The following is a 21,132-nucleotide window of genomic DNA, read 5'->3' as shown; positions in this document are numbered from 1 at the left end:
GTGGGCGGGTGGACGCCACCCGCCGCCTCGACCGGTTCCAGCGCAGGCGTCGCTGGGTGTCGGTCCCGCTGTCGATCGTCTACAAGTTCGTCGACGACCAGGGCGTCTACCTCGCCGCGATCGTCACGCACTACCTGTTCGTCGCGATCTTCCCGCTGCTGCTGCTCTCCACGACGCTGCTCGGGTTCGTCCTGTCCGGCGACTCGGGCCTGGCGCAGACGCTGCTGAACTCCGCGGTGGCGCAGTTCCCGATCGTCGGCACGCAGCTCTCCTCGCCCAACGGCCTCCAGGGCAGCTTCGGCGCCGTCGCGGTCGGTCTGATCGCGTCCCTGTACGGCGTGCTCGGGCTGGGGCAGGCGGTGCAGAACACGCTGTGGGTCGCCTGGGCTCAGCCGCGCAACTCCCGCCCGAACCCGGTGCTGAGCCGCGTACGCTCCGCCGGTCTGATCTCGGGCTTCGGCCTCTTCGCCCTCCTGGTCTCCGCGGCGTCGTTGACGGTGCAGCAGCTCACCGACGAGTTCGAGTCCTTCTCCGGCTGGATCGCAGCGGGCGCCGGCCTTGGCACGGTCGCGCTGATCTCGCTGGCGGTCGCGTTCCTGTTCCGTCTGGCCTCCCTGCGCTCGGTCGCCTGGTCCCACGCGGTCGCGGGCGGCGCCGTGGTGGGCGTCGGCTTCGCCCTGCTGCAGCAGCTCGGCGGGGTGTACGTCGCGCGCATCCTGAGCCAGGTCACCGACGTCAACGCGGTGTTCGCCCTGACCCTGGGCCTGACGGCCCTGCTCTTCCTCGCCGCCAACGTCTTCGTGCTGGGCACCGAGACCTGCGTCGTGCTGGCCCGTCGGCTCTACCCCCGGGCGCTGCTCACGCCGTTCACCGACGAGGTGACGCTCACCGAGGCGGACCGCAGGGCGTACCGCTACTACGCCCGGATGCAGCGGCACAAGGGATTCGAGTCCGTCGAGGTCGTGTGGCACGACCTCGAGGACGTCGGCCCGGGACCCGGCATGGCGCCCATCGGGGGCCCGCCGACGGTCGGCTTCACCCTGGCCGGTGAGGAGGAGCGGCCGGACCGCCCCGACCGGTCAGGCTGACTGGTTGGAGTGGTCCGCGAACTTCTCGACCGCGGACCGGGTGCCCGAGACGATGATGATGTCGTCGACGCTGATGACGGTGTCGGCGTCGGCGTAGGTGAAGTCGTCGTGCGGCCGCTTCACGCCCACGACCGTGATGCCGTACTTGCTGCGGAAGCCGCCCTCGGACAGCTTCACGTCGCACACGTTGCGCGGGGGCCGCGTCTTGACGAAGGCGTACCCGTCGTCGAGCTCGATGTAGTCGAGCATGCGTCCGCGGACGAGGTGCGCCACCCGCTTGCCCATGTCGTCCTCGGGGAAGACGACATGGCTCACCCCCAGCTTCAGGAGGATGTCGGCGTGCCGGCGGCTCGCGACCTTCGCCCACACGGTCGGCACACCCAGCTCCATCACCGCGGTGCACACGAGGATGCTGCACTCGAGGTCGCTCATCGCCACCACGACGCGTCCCATCTCGGCCACGCCGAGCTCGCGCAGCGTCGCCTCGTCGGTGGCGTCGGCCTCGACGACGTGGGTCAGCTCGGGGGCGACCTCCTCCACGAGCTCCTCGCGCCGGTCGATGCCGAGCACCTCGACGTTCTCCGCGACGAGCTCACGGGCGAGCGCGAGCCCGAACCGTCCCAGTCCGATGACGGCGACGCCGTCGGCCTCGGCTGCTGTCTTCCTAGCCAATGATCGGCCTGCCTTCCGGATAGCGGTAGTGACGACGCGTCTGGCGCAGCGCCAGCGCGGTGATCGCGGTGATGGGCCCGATGCGGCCGAGCAGCATCAGCACGACCAGCAGCAGCTCGCCGCGTACGTCGAGGCCGCCGGTGACCCCCGTGGAGAGGCCGACGGTGCCGAACGCCGAGACCGCCTCGAACATCAGCGGGAGCGCGCGGACCTCCTCGAAGACCATCAGCAGCATCGAGGCGGCGATGGTGACGGTGCTGGCCAACGCGAAGAGCGTGAACGCCTGGCGCACCGTGCCGTCGTCGACCCGACGGCGGAAGACCGTCACGTCCCGCTCGCCGCGGACCTCGGTGATGACCGCGACCACGAGGATGGCGGCGGTGGTGACCTTGATGCCGCCCGCGGTGCCGGCCGACCCGCCGCCGATGAACATCAGCACGATGGTGCCGAGCAGCGCCTCGTCGCTCATCGCACCGGTGTCGACGGAGTTGAAGCCCGCCGTACGCGGCATCGCCGACTGCATCAGCGAGCCCAGCAGCTTGCCGTCGAGACCCAGGGAGCCGAGGGTGCCCTGGTTGCCCCACTCGACGACGGCGAAGAAGATCCATCCGCCCACCAGCAGCACGCCGGTGCCGATCAGGGTGAGGCGTACGTGGAGGTTCCACTGCCGCGGTGCGATGCGACGCCGCAGCTCGAGGATGACGGGGAACCCGATGCCGCCGAGCACCACGGCCACGACGACGGGGACGATGATGAACGGGTCGGCGACGTAGCCGATCAGACTGTCGCTGAAGAGCGAGAAGCCGGCGTTGTTGAACGCCGAGACGGCGTGGAAGACCCCCTGCCAGACCGCCTCGCCGAAGGTGAAGCGGTCCCCGTACGCGAGCCAGAACCGCAGGGTCAGGATCGTCGCCACCACGGCCTCGACCTGCAGGCTCGTGATCGCGACGTTCTTCACGACCGTGCGGACGTCGCCGATGCCCACCGTCTTGGTCTCCGCGGCGGCGGTGACGCGCGTCCGCATACCGAGCCGGCGGTAGAGCAGCAGCCCGAGCAGCGAGGCGAACGTCATCGCCCCGAAGCCTCCGACCTGGATGAGCAGCAGGATCATCGCCTGCCCGAAGCCCGACCAGTAGACCGGCGTGTCCACGACGATCAGGCCGGTCACGCACACCGCGCTGACGGAGGTGAAGAGGGCCTCCATGAACCCGGCGCCCGCGTCACCCGCTCGCGAGACCGGGAGCAGGAGCAGGACGGTGCCGATGGCGCTGGTGCCGACGAACCCGCCGACGACGAGTCGGCCGGGGCCGGCTCGGCGGATGCCCTTCTTCGTCGAGCCCTCTCCGGTGCCCGGTCGATCGGACTCGGCCATGAGCGCGACGCTAGACCATGTCCGAGGGGTCCGACGCGTTCTCGCGTGTCGGGACCGGTCGCGGATGGGACAGGAACGACGCCGTGGCCTCGAGGCAGGCGCGTACGCCGTGGCGCAGCAGTGCTGCGTCCATGCTCGGCAGCGACGGGTCGACCACGGCCAGGTCGGGTGTCGCCGGCACGTGCACGAACCCGGCCGGTACGTGCCCGCGGCGCGTGGCCCGCAGGTGCGCCAGCACCCCGAAGAGGACGGTGTTGCAGACGTACGTGCCGGCCGACTCCGAGACCGCGGCGGGCACCGCGGCCTCACGCAGCGCCGCAACCAGCAGGTCGGGAGGGAGCGTGGCCAGGAGCGCGTCGGGGGCCCCCGGGTCGACCGGCCTGTGCCGGGGTGCGGCGCCGTCGTTGTCGGCACGGTCGTGGCCCCCGTCGGTGTCGCGGCCGCCCACGGCCGGCTCGACGTGCGCCACGTTGACCCCGATCCGCTCCGGCGTCATGACGGGCCTCCCCGCCGCGAGACCCAGGCCGAGGACGGCGTCGGGACGGTGCTCGTCCAGAGCGCTGCGTACGCGCTCGAGGGCGCCCGCGAAGCTGACGGGCAGCAGGACGGGGACGATCTCCACCCCGTCGGTCCGCAGCCCGTCGGGGTCGCCCACCAGCTGCTCGGTGGGGTTGGACGCCATCCCGGCGAAGGCCTCGAAGCCCGTGACGAGCACGCGCGGGGTCGCCGCGGTCACGACCAGGACCTCCGCGACCGGGCGGTCCAGTAGTCCTCCGGGGGCTCGGCGAGGGCGTCGAGGCGGTCGGCGTACGGGATCAGGTCGGTGGTCGGGAGGCGCTCGGCCGCGAGGTTCGAGGCGAGCTGGTCGACCGTCACGGCACCCGAGAGCACCCGCCACGCCCACGGCTGCGCGAGGGCGGCCAGGGTGGCGAGCTGGTCGAGGGGGACGCCCAGCTCGGCGGCGATCGCGTCGGCGCCGGCGTGAGCCTCGTCGGTCGGCGCGAGGCGGCCGTTGGCGACGACCTCCTTGACGATGACGCGGACGCCCGCCTCGGCCGCTCGGGCCAGGGACGGCCCGGCCGCGGGCTCGAGCAGGTTCCACGTCGACTCGACCGAGGTGATGAGCAGGGGTCCGCCGTCGGCCACCGGTCGGGTCGGGTCGCGGGGGACACGCAGGGCCTGCTCGACGGTGGCGGCCTGGTCGGGCCCGGAGGTGGAGATGCCGATGCGTACGCCCTCCGCGGCGAGGTCGCGCAGCCCTGCGAGCACGTCCTCGTCGTCCAGGACGCCGGACTCGGTCGTCGCGGAGTGGACGTGGTGGACCGCGAGCCGGTCACCGAGCGTCGTTCTCGTCTGCCCGAGCTGACGGTCGAACGTGCCCCGGGTGAGGTCCTTGACCTCGTGGGCGCCGTCGTCGTCGCCGTCCATGCGCCAGCCGCCGGTGTAGGTGTAGCCCCACTTCGAGCCGACCTCGCAGTCCGCCGCCGCTTCCGGGCGCGCGTCGAACCATGCGGCGAGGAACTCCTCGGCGCGGCCGTAGGACCGCGCCACGTCGAGGTAGCGGACGCCGTGGGCGTACGCATGGTCCAGCAGCGCGTGGCTCCGGTCCCGCAGCGCGGTCACCGACCGGTCGGCGTCGGTGTCCGGCTCACCGAGGGAGGCCCGGGTGGCGGTGATGTACGCCGGGCGGCCGACCGCGGCCAGGCCGAGGCCGAGACGGCTGGGTGGGGGTGCGGGACTCACCGGGTCCTCGTACCCCCTGGCCGCTGCCTCTCACGACCGTGACGCTGCGCACCCCGTGACCTCACCCGGGAATGACGGTGTCCGCGACTCGGTTGCTGGCAATGATCTCGATCGTTGCCACCTTCACCCACTCCGGAGGACCCATGACCGACCTGTTCACCCCCCTGCAGACCCCGCTGGGCAAGTTCCCGCACCGCATCGTCATGGCGCCGCTGACCCGCAACCGCGCCGGCGAGGACGGCGTGCCGGGCGACCTGCACGTCGAGTACTACCGCCAGCGCGCGAGCGCCGCCCTCATCATCACCGAGGGCTCGCAGCCGAGCGCCGTCGGCAAGGGCTACCTCGGCACCCCCGGCTTCCACTCCGACGAGCAGGTCGTCGGCTGGCGCCGGGTCGCCGACGCCGTGCACGCCGAGGGCGGCCGCATCGTCGCGCAGCTCATGCACGCCGGCCGCATCGCCCACCCCGACAACAAGGACGGGCTCGAGTCCGTCGCCCCCTCGGCCATCGCCGCCCCCGGCCAGATGGTCACCGCCGACGGGCAGAAGGACCACCCCGAGCCGCGCGCCCTGGAGGAGTCGGAGATCCCCGGCGTCGTCGAGGAGTACGCCCACGCCGCCCGCAACGCCGTGGCCGCCGGGCTCGACGGAGTCGAGGTGCACGCCGCGAACGGCTACCTGATCCACCAGTTCCTCGCCCCCGGCTCGAACACCCGCGACGACGCCTACGGCGGCTCCCCGGAGAACCGCGCACGCTTCGCCATCGAGGTGACCCGCGCCGTCGCCGACGCCATCGGCGCCGAGAAGGTCGGCATCCGCCTCTCCCCCGCACACAACATCCAGGGCGCCACCGAGGAGGACCCCCTCGACGTGCTGCGCACCTACGGTGCCGTCGTCGACGGCATCAAGGACCTCGGCCTCGCGTACGTCTCCGTGCTCGCCGACCCCCGCGCCGACGTCACCAACCAGATCCGCGAGGGCGTCGACGCGCCGTTCCTCATCAACGACGGCTTCGGCACCGTCACCACCCGCGACGACGCCGAGAAGCTGCTCGCCGACGGCCTCGGCGACGCGGTCGTCGTCGGTCGCCTCTTCATCGCGAACCCGGACCTGCCCGAGCGGTGGCGTACGGGCGCGGAGCTCAACGAGCCGAACCCGGACACCTTCTACGGTGGCGGCGGCGAGGGCTACATCGACTATCCGTTCCTCGACGACTGACCCGCGAGAGGGCAGAAAGTTTCCGCGAGAGGGCACAGAATGACGCCCCAGGCTGTCATTTTGTGCCCTCTCGGCACGATTTTGTGCCCTCTCGGCGTCAGGTGAGGGCGGAGCTGAGGCGCTCGGAGATGATGCGCTCGGCGTCGGCCATGATCTCGTCGACGACCTCGGCGCACGTGCCGACCGAGTCGATGACACCCTGCGCCTGGCTCGCCCACCACATGCCGCCCTCCATGTCGCCACCGTCGATGACGGCCTCGCGGGCGCGCTTGCCCGAGGCGAGGTGGGCGACGTCGTCGAAGGTCGAGTCCTCCCGGGCACCGATCTCGGCGATCTCCATCGAGATCGAGTTCTTCGCGACGCGCGCGGTGTTGCCGAAGGACCGGAACACGATGACGGTGTCGGTCTCGTCGTTCTCGACGATCTGACGCTTCATGTTCTCGTGCACCGGCGCCTCGGCCGTCGCCACGAAACGGGTGCCCATGTTGATGCCCACCGCGCCCAACGCCAACGCCGCGACGAGACCCGCACCGTTGCCCAGGCCGCCCGAGGCGATGACGGGGATGTCCAACGCGGCAGCGGCCGCCGGGATCAGCACGAGGCCGGGCACGTCGTCGTTGCCCGGGTGACCCGCACACTCGAACCCGTCGATGCTGACGACGTCGACCCCGATGGACTGCGCCTTCAGCGCGTGGCGCACCGTCGTGGCCTTGTGCACCACCTTGATGCCGGCCTCCTTGAAGGTCGGCAGGTGCGGAGCAGGGTTCGAGCCGGCGGTCTCCACGACGCCGACACCGGACTCGGCGATGACCTGGCGGTACTCGTCGTACGGGATCGGGTCGATGCTCGGCAGGATCGTCAGGTTGATGCCGAAGGGCTTGTCGGTGAGGTCGCGGGTCTTCGCGATCTCCTTCACCAGCGCCTCCGGCGACCCGGGCGTCAGGGCGGTGAGGAAGCCGAGGGCTCCCGCGTTCGCCACCCCCGCGATCAGCTCGGCGGTGCCGACGGCGGTCATGCCGCCGCAGGCGATGGGGTGCTCGACCCCGAACATCTCGGTGAACTCGGTGCGGATCATGGACCGATCCTGGCACGGACCTAACCTCGGGCCATGCGCGAGCGACGGTGGTGGACCTCCCGGGACCGTCAGATCGCAGCCCTGGCCGGCCCCGCGTTCCTCGCGCTGATCGCCGAGCCGCTGTTCCTGCTGGCGGACGCCGCCATCGTCGGGCGTCTCGGCACCACCCCGCTCGCCGGCCTCGGTCTCGCCGCCGCCGTGCTGCAGACGGTGGTCGGGGTCTGCGTGTTCCTCGCGTACGGCACCACCGCCGCCGTCGCCCGACGGCTCGGCGCGGACGACCGCCGCGGTGCGCTCGCCGTCGGCATCGACGGGATCTGGCTCGCCGTCGTCGTCGGCGTGCTCGTCACCGTGCCCGGCATGGTGCTCGCCGGACCACTCGTCGGACTGTTCGGCGCCTCGGAGGAGGCGACGGCCCAGGCGGTGGCGTACCTGGTCCCCGCACTGCTCGGGGTCACCCCGCTGCTGGTGATCCTCGCCGCCACGGGCGTCCTGCGGGGCTTCCTCGACACCCGCACACCCCTGCTCGTCGCGGTCGTGACGAACCTCCTCAACGTCGTCCTCAACGTGGTGCTCGTCTTCGGCCTCGACCTCGGCATCGCGGGCTCGGCGTACGGGTCCGTGATCGCCCAGACCCTCGGCGCCGTGTGGCTGCTGACCGTCGTGGTCCGCGGCGCGCTCCGCGAGGAGGCGTCGCTGCGCCCCGACGTGCGCGGCATCCGGCTGGCAGCCCGGGCCGGTACACCGCTGGTCGTCCGCACCCTGACCCTCAGGGCGGCCCTGCTGCTCACCACGTACGCCGTCGCGCTCGGCCCCGCCGGGCCGGACCAGGACGTCGACCTCGCCACCCACCAGCTCGCCCTGACCCTGTGGAGCACCCTGGCCTTCGCACTCGACGCCATCGCGATCGCCGGTCAAGCCCTCACCGGGCGGTCCCTCGGCGCGAGCGACGTGACGACGACGCGCGCCGACACCCGCCGGATGATCCAGTGGGGTCTGGCCGCAGGCTTCCTGACCGGCGCCGGACTCGCCGCGCTCAGCCCGGTGCTCGGTGCGCTGTTCACCCCGGAGACCGCCGTGCAGGAACGGCTGGTGCCCGTGCTGCTGCTCGCGGCTCTCGCGCAGCCCGTCGCCGGGGTGGTCTTCGTGCTCGACGGCGTGCTCATCGGCGCCGGCGACGGCCCGTACCTGGCGTGGGGCGGCCTGCTGACCCTGCTCGTGTACGCCCCGCTCGCACTGCTCGCCGGTGCCGGCCCGGGGCTGGTGGCGGTCTGGGCGGCCTTCGCGCTGGTCTTCATGGGCGCACGCGCCGTCGTGCTGGTGCACCGCGAACGCGGCGACCGGTGGCTGGTGACCGGTGCCTGAGCACGAATTGGACGCGTGGGGCACCGTGGGCGCAGAGCCACCCGCTCGTGCCGTCCACCGCCGGGAGTCCCCATGCCGTCCGCCGTCCTCGCCCCGACGTACGGGGATCCCGCCGTCCTCGAGCTGCGCGACATCCCGACACCCGAGCCGGGTCCCGGGCAGGTCGTCGTCGAGGTGCGCGCCGCCGCCCTGAACCCGGCCGACCACAAGCGCTTCGGTGGCGCCTGGGGTGAGGACCCCGACGCCCTGCCGCTGCGGATCGGCTGGGAGGCGGCCGGCGTCGTCATCGCTGTCGGCGACGGTGACGTCACCGGGCCCACCGGCGAGCTGCGGGTGGGCGACGAGGTCATCGCGTACGGCCCCGCCGGCGCCCAGGCCACGCACCTCGCCCTCGACGCCGGCGACGTGCTGCACAAGCCGTCGTCGCTGTCCTTCGAGGCCGCGTCGGGGCTGATGCTCACCGGCGTCACCGCGGTACACCTGCTGGAGGCGACGAAGGTCGGCCGCGGCGACACGATCCTCGTGCACGGGGCGTCCGGAGGGGTCGGTCTGGCCCTCGTGCAGCTGGCGGTCGCCCGGGGTGCCAGTGTGGTCGGCACCGCGTCGGAGTCCGCGTTCCTGACGTTGCGTGGCTACAACACCCGCCCGGTGGCGTACGGGGACGGGCTCCTCGAGCGGGTCCGCGACCTCGCCCCGGCCGGCTACGACGCCGCCCTGGACTGCGTCGGCACCGACGAGGCGATCGACGTCTCGCTCACCGTCGTCGACGACCGCGACCGCATCGCGAGCATCGCCGCCTTCGGGCGGGCTGAGGCCGACGGGTTCCAGGTGCTCGACGGCAGCGGCGACGGCGCCGAGATCCGCAGCGCGGCGCGTACGCAGCTCCTCGCCGCCGTCGAGGCCCGCGACCTCGAGGTCGTGGTCGACCGCACCTTCCCACTGGCCGAGGCGGCCGCCGCCCATGCCCACCAGCGCGAGGGGTCCCCCCGCGGCAAGGTGGTGCTGGTCCCGTGAGGCGGCGCCGCACCCCAGGCGTGCTGCTCGCTGCGCTGGCCCTGACGGCCTCCGCGTGCACCGCGGACACTGATGGCACCGGTGGCACCGGTCCGGCCGAGACATCCGAGTCCGCACCGTCGTCGGACTCCGGCGCCCCCTCGGCCAGCCCCTCGGCCACACCGTCACCGACCGAGTCGCCCGCCGAGTCACCCACCGAGTCACCCACCGGGTCACCCGAGCCGGACGACCCGTTCGAGACGGCTCCGCGCGGTGAGGTCTCGATCCCGTCCTTCGCCCGCAAGCCGATGCGCGGCGGCGGACTGCGCATCACCGGCACCCGGGAGCAGACCTCCGCGTACGCCTCCTACGACGTGGTCTACCGCAGCAACGGCCTCCGTGTCACCGGCGTGCTGAACGTGCCGCGCAACCAGGGGCCGGGGCCGTTCCCGGCGGCGGTGCTGGCCCACGGCTACATCGACCCCGACATCTACGTGCAGGGCCAGGGCATGACCCGCGAGCGGGGCTACCTCGCCGAGCGCGGGTACGTCGCCCTGCACACCGACTACCGCGACCATGCCGGCTCGAGCGACACGAACGCGGAGCGCCAGGTGCGCCTGGGCTACGCCATCGACGCGATCAACGCGGTGCAGGCACTGCGCAAGGCGCCCCGCTCGCTGCAGGGCGAACGCCTCGGGCGCATCGACGACGACCGGATCGGGCTCTTCGGTCGTTCGATGGGCGGTGGCGTCGTCTACCGCGCGCTGGTGATGCGGCCCGACATCGTCGGGGCCGCCTCCGCCTGGGCGCCGGTGAGCTCCAAGGAGAGCGAGAACCTGCAGCAGTTCCAGCTCGACGACGGCGCGGACTCCGAGCTCGTCTCCTTCATCCGATCCGAGTACGGCCTGCCGGGCACGCCGCGTGGCCGACAGTTCTGGCCGGGCGTCAACGCCGTGAACTACTTCGACCGGGTCGAGGCGGCGGTGCAGATCCAGCACGGCCGACTGGACGACACCTGCCCGCCGCAGTGGACACGCGACACCGCACGCGCGCTGCGCGCGGAGGGCGTCGACACCGAGGTCGAGTGGTGGCCGAACGAGGGGCACGCGTTCGGGCCGGCCTTCCCCGCCGCGATGGACCGGCTCATCGACTTCTTCGATCGTGAGCTCTGACGCGCCCCAACCAGTTGCACTCCATAGGCTCAAGCCGTGAGTCGGCGGGTCGCGGCCGCCATCGGCACGGCTCTGGACCGGATGGGCCTCGACCGGCGCCTGCACGAGTCGGCAGCGCACGAGCAGGTCGAGCAGTTCATGCCCGGTGCGAGCCCGACCCGCGGGATCCGCAGCGTCGTCTTCTACCTGATCTTCTTCTTCATCGTGACCGCCATCGGCGCGCTGGGCATCTCCGTGGTCTCCGCGTTCGTCGAGGGCGTGGTCGGCTACCTGCCGAACATCATCGCCGCGATCCTGATCTTCGTCGTCGCCGCGCTCGTGGCGGGTGGCGTCGCGGCCGCGGTCGTCCGCGTCATGGGAGACACCCCGACCGGCAAGATCGTGGCGAGCGTCGTGCCGTCCCTGGTCATGGTGATCGCCTTCTTCATGATCCTGAACCAGCTGCAGATCGCCGAGGAGATCGTGACGATCGCCTTCGCCGCCGTCATGGGTGCGCTGGCCCTCGGCCTCGCCCTGGCCTTCGGTCTCGGCGGCCGCGACGTCGCGCGACGGATCCTCGAGGACTCCTACGCCAAGGCGCAGGAGCAGCGTGAGCAGGTGCGCGAGGACCTCGAGCAGGGCAAGCAGCAGGCCCAGGAGGACGCGCAGCGCGTCTCCGACGAGGTGCGCGACCGCATCTGACCCTCATCCCACCGATCGACGACAGGGCCGAGGCGCAGGTGCGCGTCCCGGCCCTTCGGGTAGGAGCAGCACGTGGATCTCTCCGGAGTCATGTACGTCGTCGGCGGTGTGCTCGTGGTGCTCGTCCTCGCGGCGGGCATCGCGTACGCCGTCCGGTTCGCCGCGTCCCGCTCCGTGCGCGGGCGGCAGGCACGCGCGGAGGCGTTGCGTACGCAGGCGCGTGAGGCCGACCGTGAGATCGCGCAGCGCGAGAGCGAGGCCATCGAGGCCGAGCGGGCCGCGGAGGCCGCCCGGCGTGAGGCCGAGAACCTCCAGGCCGGCGCCCAGAGGCTCAACGCCGAGGCCGCGCAGCTGCGCGCTCGGCAGATCGACGACCTCGCCGAGGCCGACCGGCTCGACCCGGAGGTCGACACGCGCGCCGAGACCTACACCGAGCCGGGACGCCCCGACGAGGCACCGCCGGAGGATCGCAGCAGCTGAGCCTCAGCGTCGCCGCAGGCTCGCGTCCTGCACGGGGTCCGGCACGAAGCCCGCGTCGACCGGGTCGAGGTTGCGGCCGGGCGGGACGATCTCGTCGATCCGGTCCAGCACGTCGGCGGCGAGGGTCACCTCGAGCGCGGCGAGCTGGCTGTCGAGGTGCTCCTGCGTGCGCGGGCCGATGATCGGCGCGGTCACCGCCGGGTGCTGCATGACGAAGGCCAGGGCGAGCTGGATCAGGGTGATGCCGGTGTCGTCCGCGAGCTGGGCCAGCTGCTCCACCGCGTCGAGCTTCGCTGCGTTCTCGGGTGTGGAGTAGTCGAAGCGGTCCGGCATCATCTGGGCCCGGTTGGTGTCGGGGGCGTCCTGCCCCTTGCGGTACTTGCCGGTCAGCCACCCGCCGTTCAACGGGCTCCACGGCAACACACCCATGCCGTACTGCTGCGCCACCGGGAGCAGGTCGGCCTCGACGCCGCGGGCCAGGAGGCTGTACGGCGGCTGCTCGGTGACGTAGCGCCGCAGCCCGCGTCGCTCGGCGGTCCACTGCGCCTGCACGACGTGGTGGGCCGGGAAGGTCGAGGACCCGAACGCGCGGATCTTGCCCTGCTGCTGCAGGTCGGTCAGGGCGGCGAGGGTCTCCTCGTCGCTGCTGATGCCGTCGGGACGGTGCACCTGGTAGAGGTCGATCCAGTCCGTCTGCAACCGGCGGAGGCTGTTCTCCACCTCCTGCACGACCCAGCGGCGGGAGTTGCCCCGGTAGAGCGGGTTGCCGGTCTCGCCCATGTCGACGTCCATCGGCCCGTGGAACTTCGTGGCCAGCACGACGTCCTCACGCCGACCCTTCAGCGCCTTGCCGACGATCGTCTCGCTCTCGCCACGGGCGTAGATGTCGGCGGTGTCGATGAAGTTCAGGCCGGCGTCGAGGGCCGAGTGGATGATCGAGATCGAGACGTCGTGATCCTTCTCGCCCCACGCACCGAACATCATGGCGCCGAGACACAGGGGCGAGACCTGCATGCCGGTGGGGCCGAGGGGACGCATGGCGGAGGGTTCGATCGTCATGTCTCGACCGTGCCCGGTGAGTCCCGTGGACAGTCCGCCGCGATCCCGACGATCTGGGGTCGATCTGTCGATTCGCCGACATTCGACCGTCCCGGTTCGTAATCTCCTCGTGACCGTCGCTGCTGAGGATCCCGGGAGGACCCATCGTGCACGCACCGAGCCGACGACGTGTGCCGTACGCCCGACTCGTCGTGAACGCCCTGCTCACGCTCGTCCTCGCCACCCTCTCCGCCCTGGTCGCGTTGCCCGCCGAGGCGGCGCCGGCCAAGACCTGGAACCGCGTCGCGTCGTGCGAGTCCGGTGGCAACTGGTCGATCAACACCGGCAACGGCTACTACGGCGGCCTGCAGTTCTGGCAGCCCACGTGGAAGGACTTCGGCGGCCTCGCGTACGCCCGCAAGGCGCACCGCGCGACCAAGGCCGAGCAGATCACGGTAGCCGAGCGCGTGCTGAAGGTGCAGGGGTGGAAGGCGTGGCCGGCCTGCTCGCTCAAGCTCGGGCTGCGCGAGCCGGAGCCTAAGAAGGACGGCAGGAAGGCCGGCGGCACCAAGAAGGCCGACGTCAAGAAGGCCGACGGCAAGAAGGCCGAGGCGAAGGCGAAGAAGGCGCGGGCGAAGGCCGAGAAGGCGACAGCGCAGGCGAAGAAGGCCAAGGCCGCCGCCAAGAAGGCCGCCGCGAAGGCGAAGAAGGCGAAGGCAGCCGCCAAGAAGGCGAAGGCGCAGGCGCGCAAGGCGCGTGCCGCCGCGAAGAAGGCGAAGGCGAAGGCCCAGGAGGCGCGCGCCGAGGCGAGGAAGGCGACCGCCACGGCGAAGAAGGCCAAGGGCAACAAGGCCAAGGGCAAGAAGGGCAAGAAGCGCCGATAGGTGGCCCCCTCGGCATGGACCGGTTCACCGCGCTGTGCGGCGCTCCCGTGACCGTTCCGTAATCTGGTCGAGACCCGGGCCGCCGTGGCCCGCCCGCCGCCCGGGTCGTGACCTGACATCGAACGGACGACTCCGGACCGGGCGGGCTCGGGGGACGTACGCGGGCGCCAGGACGGCGACCGCAGGCGCCGGACAGGGAAGTCCACGTGCAGATCAACGACACCACCACCCGCCCTCACCGCAGCCGGATCGGCATGGCCGGCCGAGCCGCCGCGGTCGCCGGCCTCGCCGCGGCCCCGACCCTGCTGGCCTCACCTGCCGAGGCCGCGTCGACCGCGACCTGGGACCGCCTGGCGCAGTGCGAGTCCAGCGGCGACTGGTCGATCAACACCGGCAACGGCTACTACGGCGGGCTGCAGTTCTACCAGCCCACCTGGGAGGGCTTCGGCGGCCTCGCGTACGCGCCCCGCGCCGACCTCGCGAGCAAGTCGCAGCAGATCGCGGTCGCCGAGCGCGTCCTCGACACCCAGGGATGGGGCGCCTGGCCGGCGTGCTCGGCGAAGCTCGGCCTCGGGCAGGCGGACAGGAACGGGGGCGGCGACCGCGACGTACGCCCGAGCCGCGGCGGAGACCGCTCGGCCTCGTCATCGTCGGGGAGCACCACCAGCGCAGGCACGATCAACTACGTAGTGCAGGCGGGTGACACGCTCGCCCGCATCGCCGCACGCGAGGGCACCAGCTGGCGCGACGTCTACGCCGTCAACCGCGACACGGTGTCGGACCCGAACCTGATCTACGTCGGGCAGACGCTGCAGATCCCCGGCTGACGAACCGGCACGAGGTACGACGCACCAGCCACGAGCCTCGCGCACGCACGAGCGCCCCGTTCCCTGCACGGGAACGGGGCGCTCGTCGCGTCGGGACCTCAGTCGGTCAGGTCGTACCGGTCGGCCATCATCACCTTGTCCCAGGCGGCGACGAAGTCGCGGACGAACTTCTCGCCGCCGTCGCTGCTGGCGTACACCTCGGCGACGGCCCGCAGCTCGGAGTTCGAGCCGAAGACCAGGTCGTTGCGGGTGCCGGTCCACCGGACCTCCGAGGAGCCACGCTCGTGGCCCTCGTAGACGTCGGGCTCGCTCGACGACGGCTTCCACTCGACGTGACCGCCGAGGAGGTTGAGGAAGAAGTCGTTCGTCAGCGTGCCGACGCGCTCGGTGAGCACCCCGTGGGTGGACTCACCGGAGTTGGCGCCGAGCACCCGCAGCCCGCCGACCAGCACGGTCAGCTCCGGAGCGCTCAGGCCGAGCAGGTTCGCCCGGTCGACCAGACGGTACTCCGCAGGGAGGATGTCGCCCTTGCCGAGGAAGTTGCGGAAGCCGTCGTTGATCGGCTCGAGCCACGCCATCGACTCGACGTCGGTCTGCTCCTGGCTGGCGTCGGTGCGACCCGGGGTGAAGGGCACGGTGATGTCATGCCCGGCGTCGCGGGCGGCCTGCTCGACACCGGCGCAGCCGGCGAGCACGATCAGGTCGGCCAGCGAGATCTTCTTCGGCCCGTCCTGGCCGTCGAAGTCGGCCTTGATGCCCTCGAGCACACGGAGGGCACGGGCCAGCTCGTCGGGGTCGTTGACCGCCCAGCCCGACTGGGGCTCGAGGCGGATGCGGGCGCCGTTGGCGCCGCCCCGCTTGTCGCTGGAGCGGAACGTCGAGGCCGAGGCCCACGCGGTGGCGACCAGCCGCGAGACCGACAGCTCCGAATCCAGCACGCGCCGCTTCAGCTCGGCCACGTCGGCGTCGTCGACGAGCTCGTGGTCGACGGCCGGCACGCGGTCCTGCCAGAGCAGCTCCTCGCTGGGCACCTCGTCGCCGATGTAGCGCTGGATCGGACCCATGTCGCGGTGGGTCAGCTTGAACCACGCGCGGGCGAACGCGTCGGCGAACTCCTCGGGGTTCTCCAGGAAGCGGCGGGAGACCTGCTCGTACGCCGGGTCCTCACGCAGCGCGATGTCGGTCGTGAGCATCGTCGGCGGGCGCGACAGCGAACCGTCCTCGGGGTTCGGCACGGTGCCGGCACCGCCGCCGTCCTTCGGCTGCCACTGGTGGGCGCCGGCGGGGCTCTTGGTGAGCTCCCACTCGTAGCCGAAGAGGTTCTCGAAGTACTTGTTGGACCACTGCGTCGGGGTCTGGCTCCAGGTCACCTCGATGCCCGAGGTGATGGTGTCGCGACCCTTGCCCGAGCCGTACGTGTTCTTCCAGCCGAGGCCCTGCTCCTCGATGTCGGCGCCCTCGGGCTCGAAGCCGACGTACTCGCCGGGGTCGGCCGCACCGTGGGTCTTGCCGAAGGTGTGACCACCGGCGATGAGCGCGACGGTCTCCTCGTCGTTCATGGCCATGCGGCCGAAGGTCTCGCGGATGTCGCGCGCCGAGGCGAGCGGGTCGGGGTTGCCGTCGGGGCCCTCGGGGTTGACGTAGATAAGACCCATCTGGACCGCGGCGAGGGGACCCTGCAGCTCACGGTCGCCGGAGTAGCGCTCGTTGCCCAGCCAGGTGGTCTCGGGACCCCAGTAGACGTCGTCGTCGGGCTCCCAGACGTCGGCGCGACCGCCGGCGAAGCCGAAGGTCTCCAGACCCATCGACTCCAGCGCGCAGTTGCCGGTGAAGACCATGAGGTCGGCCCAGGAGAGCTTGCGGCCGTACTTCTGCTTCACGGGCCACAGCAGGCGCCGGGCCTTGTCGAGGTTGGCGTTGTCGGGCCAGCTGTTCAACGGCGCGAACCGCTGCATGCCCGCCCCGGCGCCGCCACGGCCGTCGGCGACGCGGTAGGTGCCGGCGGAGTGCCAGGCCATGCGGATGAAGAAGGGGCCGTAGTGGCCGAAGTCGGCCGGCCACCAGTCCTGCGAGGTCGTCATGACCTCCTCGATGTCACGGCGCAGCTCGTCGAGGTCGACGGTGGCGAACTCCGCGGCGTAGTCGAAGTCGGGGTCCATCGGGTCCGCGACCTCGGAGTGCTTGCGCAGGATCTTCAGGTTGAGCGACTCGGGCCACCAGCGCTCGTTCGACGAGCCCTCCGTGGGATGGCTCATGCGGCCGTGGGCGACGGGGCAGCCCGCGGCCTCCTCCTTGCTCATCTTGCTCTCGACGGTCACGTGGTCTTCGGCAGACACCAGACGGTCCTCTCGCGGTGGGGATCAGGGACGGACGGGGTGGTCTCAGCCGCCTACCCTGGTGGGCAGGCGGTACGCGCTCACCCTCCCGCGTTTTCTGGAACGGATCAAGAAAAGACACCGCCGAGGAGGCGACACCCTGATGTCGTACTACGTGCTGCAGCCGATCCTCGCCGGCGGTCTGGTCGTGCTCGGCGTCCTCGGGGGCGCCCTGGCGCTCCGCGCCTTCAGCTCCGGCCGGGTGCGCGACGGCCTGCGGCGTACGGGCTGGGCGCTCATCCCGTTCGGCCTGCTGGCCGTCGGCGTGGCCGGGCTGGCCGCGCGCCTGGTCGGGGCGTTCACCCGCTGGGCGTTCCAGCTCGCGTTCAGCCCCGTCTCGTGGATCGGCGTCGGCATCCTGGCCGTGGGGGTCGTGCTGGTGCTCGCGGCCCGTCCTCGCGGCGGTGCGGCAGAGCAGTCACAGGTGACCGGGCGGGCCGGACGCGGCGACCCGTACGCGCCGCGCGAGGCCGAGCCGGCCGCCGCACCGCGCTCGGTCGGCCGCGGACGCGCCTCACAGCGAGACGCGGGCGCCTCGGGACTCCTGGCCGAGCTCGACGACATGGGACTGCTGGACGACGACGAGCGGCGGTGAGCGCGACCGCGTACGCGACCGCGGTCAGAAGGCCCCGCGCAGCAGAGCCGCAGCGACCACCAGCACGACGGCGAGGGTGAGCTCGACGCACGCCCCGAGCACGTCGCCCGTGATCCCCCCGAGCCGCAGCCGTGCCCAGGCGGCGACCAGCACCGACACGGCGCGCGCCATCACCCACGACCAGGCGAGGATCACCAGCCCGGGCAGACCCAGCACGGCCCCCGCTGCGAGCAGCAGCACCAGCAGGACGCCGGTGGCGGCGCGGCTGCGCCCCGCGGTGAGGCCCTCGACGAGTCCCTGGCCCGTGCCCGCCTCCCGCGGGTAGCCCAGCACCAGCGCCGCGTGCAGCAGCGACCAGCGCGAGAGCGCGTACGCGGCCGCGACCAGGACGACCACCGACGGCGCCGGCAGTCCCACGACGACGAGCCCCGCGAGCACCGCGACCCGCAGGGCCAGGTCGAGACCGACGGCGAGGGCGCCGTACACGCCGATGGCGTGGTCCCGCATGATCCGCAGGCGGTGCTCGGGGTCGCGCCCGGCGGTGCCGTCGGCGGTGTCGGCGAGACCGTCGAGGTGCAGGGCCCCGGTGAGCAGCACCTCGACGACGACTGCGAGCACCGCCGCCTCGAACGCGCTCAGCACCGTCGACGCCAGCACCAGCACCGACGCGACGACGATCCCGACGGCGGCCCCGACGAGCGGGAACCACGTGGCAGCGACCTCGGGGCGGCCCGCACCCCCGCCGACCGGCACCCGGGTCAGGAGCGTCGCGGCGTCGCGTACGCCCCCCAGCTCGCGTCGCACCAGCCCGGCGGCGCTCACGGCGCGAGCCCGAGACTCGCGAACGTCGCCATCTGTGCCAGCACTGCGGCGGCGGCACGCACCAGCGGGACCGCCAGGCACCCGCCCGAGGCCTCCCCCAGGCGCAGGTCCAGGCGCAGCAGCGGGTCCAGACCCAGTGCCTCGAGCTGGTGCGCGTGCCCGGGCTCGGCCGAGAGGTGCCCCGCGATCATGACCCGCGTCGAGGTCGGGCTGAGTGCCTGCGCGACCAGAGCCGCCGCGCCGGTGATGAACCCGTCGAGCAGCACGGGCACGTCGGCCTCGACCCCGCCCAGGACGACGCCGGCCAGCGCCGCGATCTCCAGACCGCCGACGGCCGCGAGCACCGTCACGGGGTCCGCCCCGTGGTCGGGCCCCAGATCGTGGCGGTCCAGCGCGGCCTGCACGGCGGCGACCTTGCGGGCGTACCCGGCGTCGTCGACGCCCGTGCCGCGTCCGCACACGGCCTCCGCGGGCCGTCCCAGCAGCGCGGCCGACAGCGCCGCGGCGGTCGTGGTGTTGCCGATGCCCATCTCCCCGAGAACAAGCAGGTCGGCGCCCTCGCCGATGAGGCGGCGCCCGAGCCGGATGCCGTGGGCGAGCGCCCGTTCGGCCTCCTCCCTGGTCATCGCCTCCTCGACGGTGCTGTCGGCGGTGCCGGCGCGGACGCGCAGGTCGAGCACCGGCGAGTCGTCGGGTCCAAGCTCCGGCGGCGCCACCGTGCCGAGGTCGGCGACCACGAGGCGTGCGCCGGCCTGCTGGGCGAGCACGTTCACCGCGGCGCCGCCGGTGGCGAAGCTGCGCAGCATCAAGCCGGTGATCTCGGCCGGGAACGCGCTGACGCCCTGCGCGGTGATGCCGTGGTCGGCGGCGCAGACCACGACGACGGGGTCCTCGACCCGCGGCGTCGCCGAGCCGGTCGCACCGGCCAGGCGTACGGCGAGCGTCTCGAGCCGCCCGAGACTGCCGGGCGGCTTCAGCTTGCCGTCCATCTCGGCCGTCGCGGCGTCACGGGCGGCGGCGTACCGGCTCATGTCCTGCGCCTCGATCGCAGCGCAGACATCTGCGAGGGCGGCGCGTGCAGCGTCGGCCTGGTGGTCGGCCTGGTGGTCGGCCCGGTCGGCCCGGGGGTCGGGAGTGCTCATCGGGATCCTCCGGTCGCGGGTGGGAGCGGGGACGGTGCCTCGAGGTCGAGCGTGCACCCGGCGACGACGAGGACGGCGTGGTCGGCGTACGCGGCGACGGCTGCGTTCACCCGACCGAGCGCGTCGCGGTAGGCCCGGCCCACGGGGTGCATCGGCACGAGTCCGAGACCGACCTCGTTGGTGACGACGTACGCCGGAGCATCCCGCGCCGCCAGGGCGCGGCCCAGCTCCTCGCCGCGGTCGCGGCAGGCGTCCTCGTCGAGACCGTCCTCGAGCAGCGTGGAGACCCACAGCGACAGGCAGTCGAGCACGACGCAGGTCGCGGCCGGCAGCGCGGCGACCGCGGCGGGGACGTCCCGGGGCTCCTCGACCGTCGACCAGTCGGCCGGACGCTCGGCCCGGTGGCGCGCGATCCGCTCGGCCATCTCACCGTCGCCGGCACGGCCTGTGGCGACGAAGGCGACGGGGCCCTCGTACGTCTGCGCCCAGCGCACCGCGAGCGCCGACTTGCCGCTGCGGGCACCGCCGGTGAGGAACGTCAGGCTCATGGGTGCACCCTGCCCCGTCCCACGGCCGACCCCAGCGCGACCCCGACGAGACCGGCCACCAGGGCCAGCTCCACGTGGTCGAGCAGCCGTCGGGCCCGGGCGACGTCGCCCGGTGTCGGGCGGGGACCCTCACCGAGGCGCGGCCGCTGCTCGACGCGTGCGTCGGAGCCGTCAGCGTACGCGTAGGTGAGCGGGCCGCCGAGCTCGACGCCCAGCGCTGCGGCCGCCGCGGCCTCGGCGACGCCGGCGTTGGGCGAGGGGTGGGCGGGGGCGTCGCGGCGTACGCAGCGCGCGACCGCGCGGGCCCGGTGCGGGCGTACTCCGGCCACCAGCACCGCCGTGAGCCGGGCAGGCACCCACGCCATCGCGTCGTCGAGCCGCGCAGCGGCGGTGCCGAAGCGCGCGTACCGCACCGAGCGGTGACCCACCATCGCGTCCATCGTGTTGGCCGCCCGGTGCGCGATCACGCCCGGCGCCCCCGCGAGCAGCGCCCAGACGACGGGCGCGACGACGGCGTCGACGGTGTTCTCGGCCAGCGACTCGATCGCGGCTGCGCTGATGCCTGACGCGTCGAGCTGCGTGGGGTCGCGACCGACGAGCGCCGGCAGCGCCGCGCGGGCGGCGTCGAGGTCACCCCGGAGCAGGGGGTCCGCCACCTGGTCGCCGGCGTCGCGGAGCATGCGCCCGGCCACGGCCACGGCGACCGCGGGGCCGAGAGGGGTGAACCGGCCGGCGAGCAGTCCGAGCGCCAGCCCGGCCCCTGCGTACGCGGCCCCGGCGGCTCGCCCGTCGGCGTAGGTGAGCCGCTCCACCCGCGCCATGACCGAGGCGAACCCGACCACGGGGTGGACCTGTGTGGGCGGCTCGCCGAGCAGCCGGTCGAGGAGGAGGCCGGTTGCGACCCAGCCGGCACGGTGCCGGACCCGCCTCGCTGTCCTCGGTGGTGCGTACGTCAGCCGGAGGCCGCCGGAATCCTGACGTGAGTACCACTGAGGCGGGGTGGTCAGCGGCTCGACGAGGGCTGCGTGTCCAGACACTCCGCC

At 72.7% G+C, this 21,132-nt stretch carries 21 protein-coding genes; 10 read left to right on the top strand and 11 right to left on the bottom strand.

Annotation, left to right across the window (positions count from 1 at the left end):
- The first annotated feature begins 8 nt into the window (after nucleotides 1-8).
- Nucleotides 9-1,088, top strand: a complete 1,080-nt coding sequence (locus KLP28_07635) for a YihY/virulence factor BrkB family protein (GenBank protein ID QWC86532.1) — start codon at nucleotides 9-11, stop codon at nucleotides 1,086-1,088.
- On the opposite strand, the gene KLP28_07630 is transcribed toward KLP28_07635, so the two are convergent.
- The 4 genes from KLP28_07630 to KLP28_07615 all read right to left on the bottom strand — a co-directional run bounded on the left by KLP28_07630 (nucleotide 1,080) and on the right by KLP28_07615 (nucleotide 4,875).
- Nucleotides 1,080-1,760 (bottom strand): TrkA family potassium uptake protein, encoded by a 681-nt coding sequence (locus KLP28_07630; GenBank protein QWC86531.1) that lies wholly within the window; start codon nucleotides 1,758-1,760, stop codon nucleotides 1,080-1,082. The genes KLP28_07635 and KLP28_07630 overlap by 9 nt on opposite strands.
- Nucleotides 1,753-3,081 carry a TrkH family potassium uptake protein gene (locus KLP28_07625; protein QWC86873.1) on the bottom strand — a complete coding sequence of 443 codons (1,329 nt, stop codon included), beginning with the start codon at nucleotides 3,079-3,081 and terminating at the stop codon, nucleotides 1,753-1,755. Before KLP28_07625 ends, KLP28_07630 begins: the two co-directional genes overlap by 8 nt.
- A 61-nt stretch (nucleotides 3,082-3,142) precedes the next feature.
- Nucleotides 3,143-3,868, bottom strand: a complete 726-nt coding sequence (locus tag KLP28_07620; protein QWC86530.1) for a hypothetical protein — start codon at nucleotides 3,866-3,868, stop codon at nucleotides 3,143-3,145.
- Nucleotides 3,865-4,875, bottom strand: a complete 1,011-nt coding sequence (locus tag KLP28_07615) for an aldo/keto reductase (protein ID QWC86529.1) — start codon at nucleotides 4,873-4,875, stop codon at nucleotides 3,865-3,867. The genes KLP28_07620 and KLP28_07615 overlap by 4 nt, the downstream gene beginning before the upstream one ends.
- A 143-nt stretch (nucleotides 4,876-5,018) precedes the next feature.
- Here KLP28_07615 and KLP28_07610 point away from each other — a divergent pair, with 143 nt between their 5' ends.
- The gene (locus KLP28_07610; protein QWC86528.1) at nucleotides 5,019-6,092 is read left to right on the top strand and encodes an alkene reductase; all 1,074 of its coding nucleotides are present in this window, start codon (nucleotides 5,019-5,021) and stop codon (nucleotides 6,090-6,092) included.
- A 97-nt stretch (nucleotides 6,093-6,189) separates the two neighbouring features.
- Here KLP28_07610 and KLP28_07605 read toward each other — a convergent pair whose 3' ends face one another.
- A complete protein-coding gene (locus tag KLP28_07605; GenBank protein ID QWC86527.1) occupies nucleotides 6,190-7,167 on the bottom strand; it encodes a nitronate monooxygenase in 978 nt (325 codons plus the stop codon).
- Between the two features lie 33 nt (nucleotides 7,168-7,200).
- Between KLP28_07605 and KLP28_07600 the strand changes: the two genes are divergently transcribed.
- The 5 genes from KLP28_07600 (at nucleotide 7,201) to KLP28_07580 (ending at nucleotide 11,858) form a co-directional block, all read left to right on the top strand.
- Nucleotides 7,201-8,532: an MATE family efflux transporter gene (locus KLP28_07600; protein QWC86526.1), complete on the top strand. Its 1,332-nt coding sequence runs from the start codon at nucleotides 7,201-7,203 to the stop codon at nucleotides 8,530-8,532.
- A gap of 72 nt (nucleotides 8,533-8,604) precedes the next feature.
- A complete protein-coding gene (locus KLP28_07595) occupies nucleotides 8,605-9,546 on the top strand; it encodes an NADP-dependent oxidoreductase (protein QWC86525.1) in 942 nt (313 codons plus the stop codon).
- Nucleotides 9,543-10,697, top strand: coding sequence for a prolyl oligopeptidase family serine peptidase (locus KLP28_07590; protein ID QWC86524.1), 1,155 nt, complete (start codon nucleotides 9,543-9,545; stop codon nucleotides 10,695-10,697). Before KLP28_07595 ends, KLP28_07590 begins: the two co-directional genes overlap by 4 nt.
- Before the next feature lie 36 nt (nucleotides 10,698-10,733).
- Entirely contained in the window at nucleotides 10,734-11,378 is a 645-nt protein-coding gene (locus KLP28_07585; GenBank protein ID QWC86523.1) for a hypothetical protein, read from the top strand.
- Between the two features lie 72 nt (nucleotides 11,379-11,450).
- Nucleotides 11,451-11,858: a hypothetical protein gene (locus KLP28_07580; protein ID QWC86522.1), complete on the top strand. Its 408-nt coding sequence runs from the start codon at nucleotides 11,451-11,453 to the stop codon at nucleotides 11,856-11,858.
- Between the two features lie 3 nt (nucleotides 11,859-11,861).
- On the opposite strand, the gene KLP28_07575 is transcribed toward KLP28_07580, so the two are convergent.
- On the bottom strand, nucleotides 11,862-12,896 hold the full coding sequence (locus KLP28_07575; protein ID QWC86872.1) for an aldo/keto reductase: 1,035 nt from the start codon (nucleotides 12,894-12,896) through the stop codon (nucleotides 11,862-11,864).
- A gap of 164 nt (nucleotides 12,897-13,060) precedes the next feature.
- On the opposite strand from KLP28_07575, the gene KLP28_07570 reads away from it, so the two are divergent.
- Complete coding sequence (locus tag KLP28_07570; protein QWC86871.1) at nucleotides 13,061-13,780, top strand: transglycosylase family protein; 720 nt, start codon at nucleotides 13,061-13,063, stop codon at nucleotides 13,778-13,780.
- Between the two features lie 206 nt (nucleotides 13,781-13,986).
- Nucleotides 13,987-14,607, top strand: a complete 621-nt coding sequence (locus KLP28_07565; GenBank protein ID QWC86521.1) for a LysM peptidoglycan-binding domain-containing protein — start codon at nucleotides 13,987-13,989, stop codon at nucleotides 14,605-14,607.
- A gap of 98 nt (nucleotides 14,608-14,705) precedes the next feature.
- On the opposite strand, the gene katG is transcribed toward KLP28_07565, so the two are convergent.
- Nucleotides 14,706-16,907: a catalase/peroxidase HPI gene (katG, locus tag KLP28_07560; GenBank protein ID QWC86870.1), complete on the bottom strand. Its 2,202-nt coding sequence runs from the start codon at nucleotides 16,905-16,907 to the stop codon at nucleotides 14,706-14,708.
- A 178-nt stretch (nucleotides 16,908-17,085) separates the two neighbouring features.
- Between katG and KLP28_07555 the strand changes: the two genes are divergently transcribed.
- Nucleotides 17,086-17,577 (top strand): hypothetical protein, encoded by a 492-nt coding sequence (locus KLP28_07555; GenBank protein ID QWC86520.1) that lies wholly within the window; start codon nucleotides 17,086-17,088, stop codon nucleotides 17,575-17,577.
- A gap of 24 nt (nucleotides 17,578-17,601) precedes the next feature.
- Here the strand turns inward: KLP28_07555 and cobS are convergent, their stop codons facing one another.
- The 4 genes from cobS to cbiB are packed head-to-tail and all read right to left on the bottom strand — an operon-like array spanning nucleotide 17,602 to nucleotide 21,126.
- Nucleotides 17,602-18,399: an adenosylcobinamide-GDP ribazoletransferase gene (gene cobS / locus KLP28_07550; GenBank protein ID QWC86519.1), complete on the bottom strand. Its 798-nt coding sequence runs from the start codon at nucleotides 18,397-18,399 to the stop codon at nucleotides 17,602-17,604.
- The gene (cobT, locus tag KLP28_07545; protein QWC86518.1) at nucleotides 18,396-19,541 is read right to left on the bottom strand and encodes a nicotinate-nucleotide--dimethylbenzimidazole phosphoribosyltransferase; all 1,146 of its coding nucleotides are present in this window, start codon (nucleotides 19,539-19,541) and stop codon (nucleotides 18,396-18,398) included. The genes cobS and cobT overlap by 4 nt, the downstream gene beginning before the upstream one ends.
- Complete coding sequence (cobU, locus tag KLP28_07540; GenBank protein QWC86517.1) at nucleotides 19,538-20,089, bottom strand: bifunctional adenosylcobinamide kinase/adenosylcobinamide-phosphate guanylyltransferase; 552 nt, start codon at nucleotides 20,087-20,089, stop codon at nucleotides 19,538-19,540. Before cobU ends, cobT begins: the two co-directional genes overlap by 4 nt.
- Nucleotides 20,086-21,126 (bottom strand): adenosylcobinamide-phosphate synthase CbiB, encoded by a 1,041-nt coding sequence (cbiB, locus tag KLP28_07535; GenBank protein ID QWC86516.1) that lies wholly within the window; start codon nucleotides 21,124-21,126, stop codon nucleotides 20,086-20,088. The genes cobU and cbiB overlap by 4 nt, the downstream gene beginning before the upstream one ends.
- Nucleotides 21,127-21,132 lie beyond the last annotated feature (6 nt).

The organism is Nocardioidaceae bacterium, from assembly GCA_018672315.1.
Taxonomy (GTDB): Bacteria; Actinomycetota; Actinomycetes; order Propionibacteriales; family Nocardioidaceae; genus TYQ2.
The sequence above is the reverse complement of the archived record's forward strand: the minus strand, read 5'-3'. Positions and strand labels throughout refer to the sequence as shown.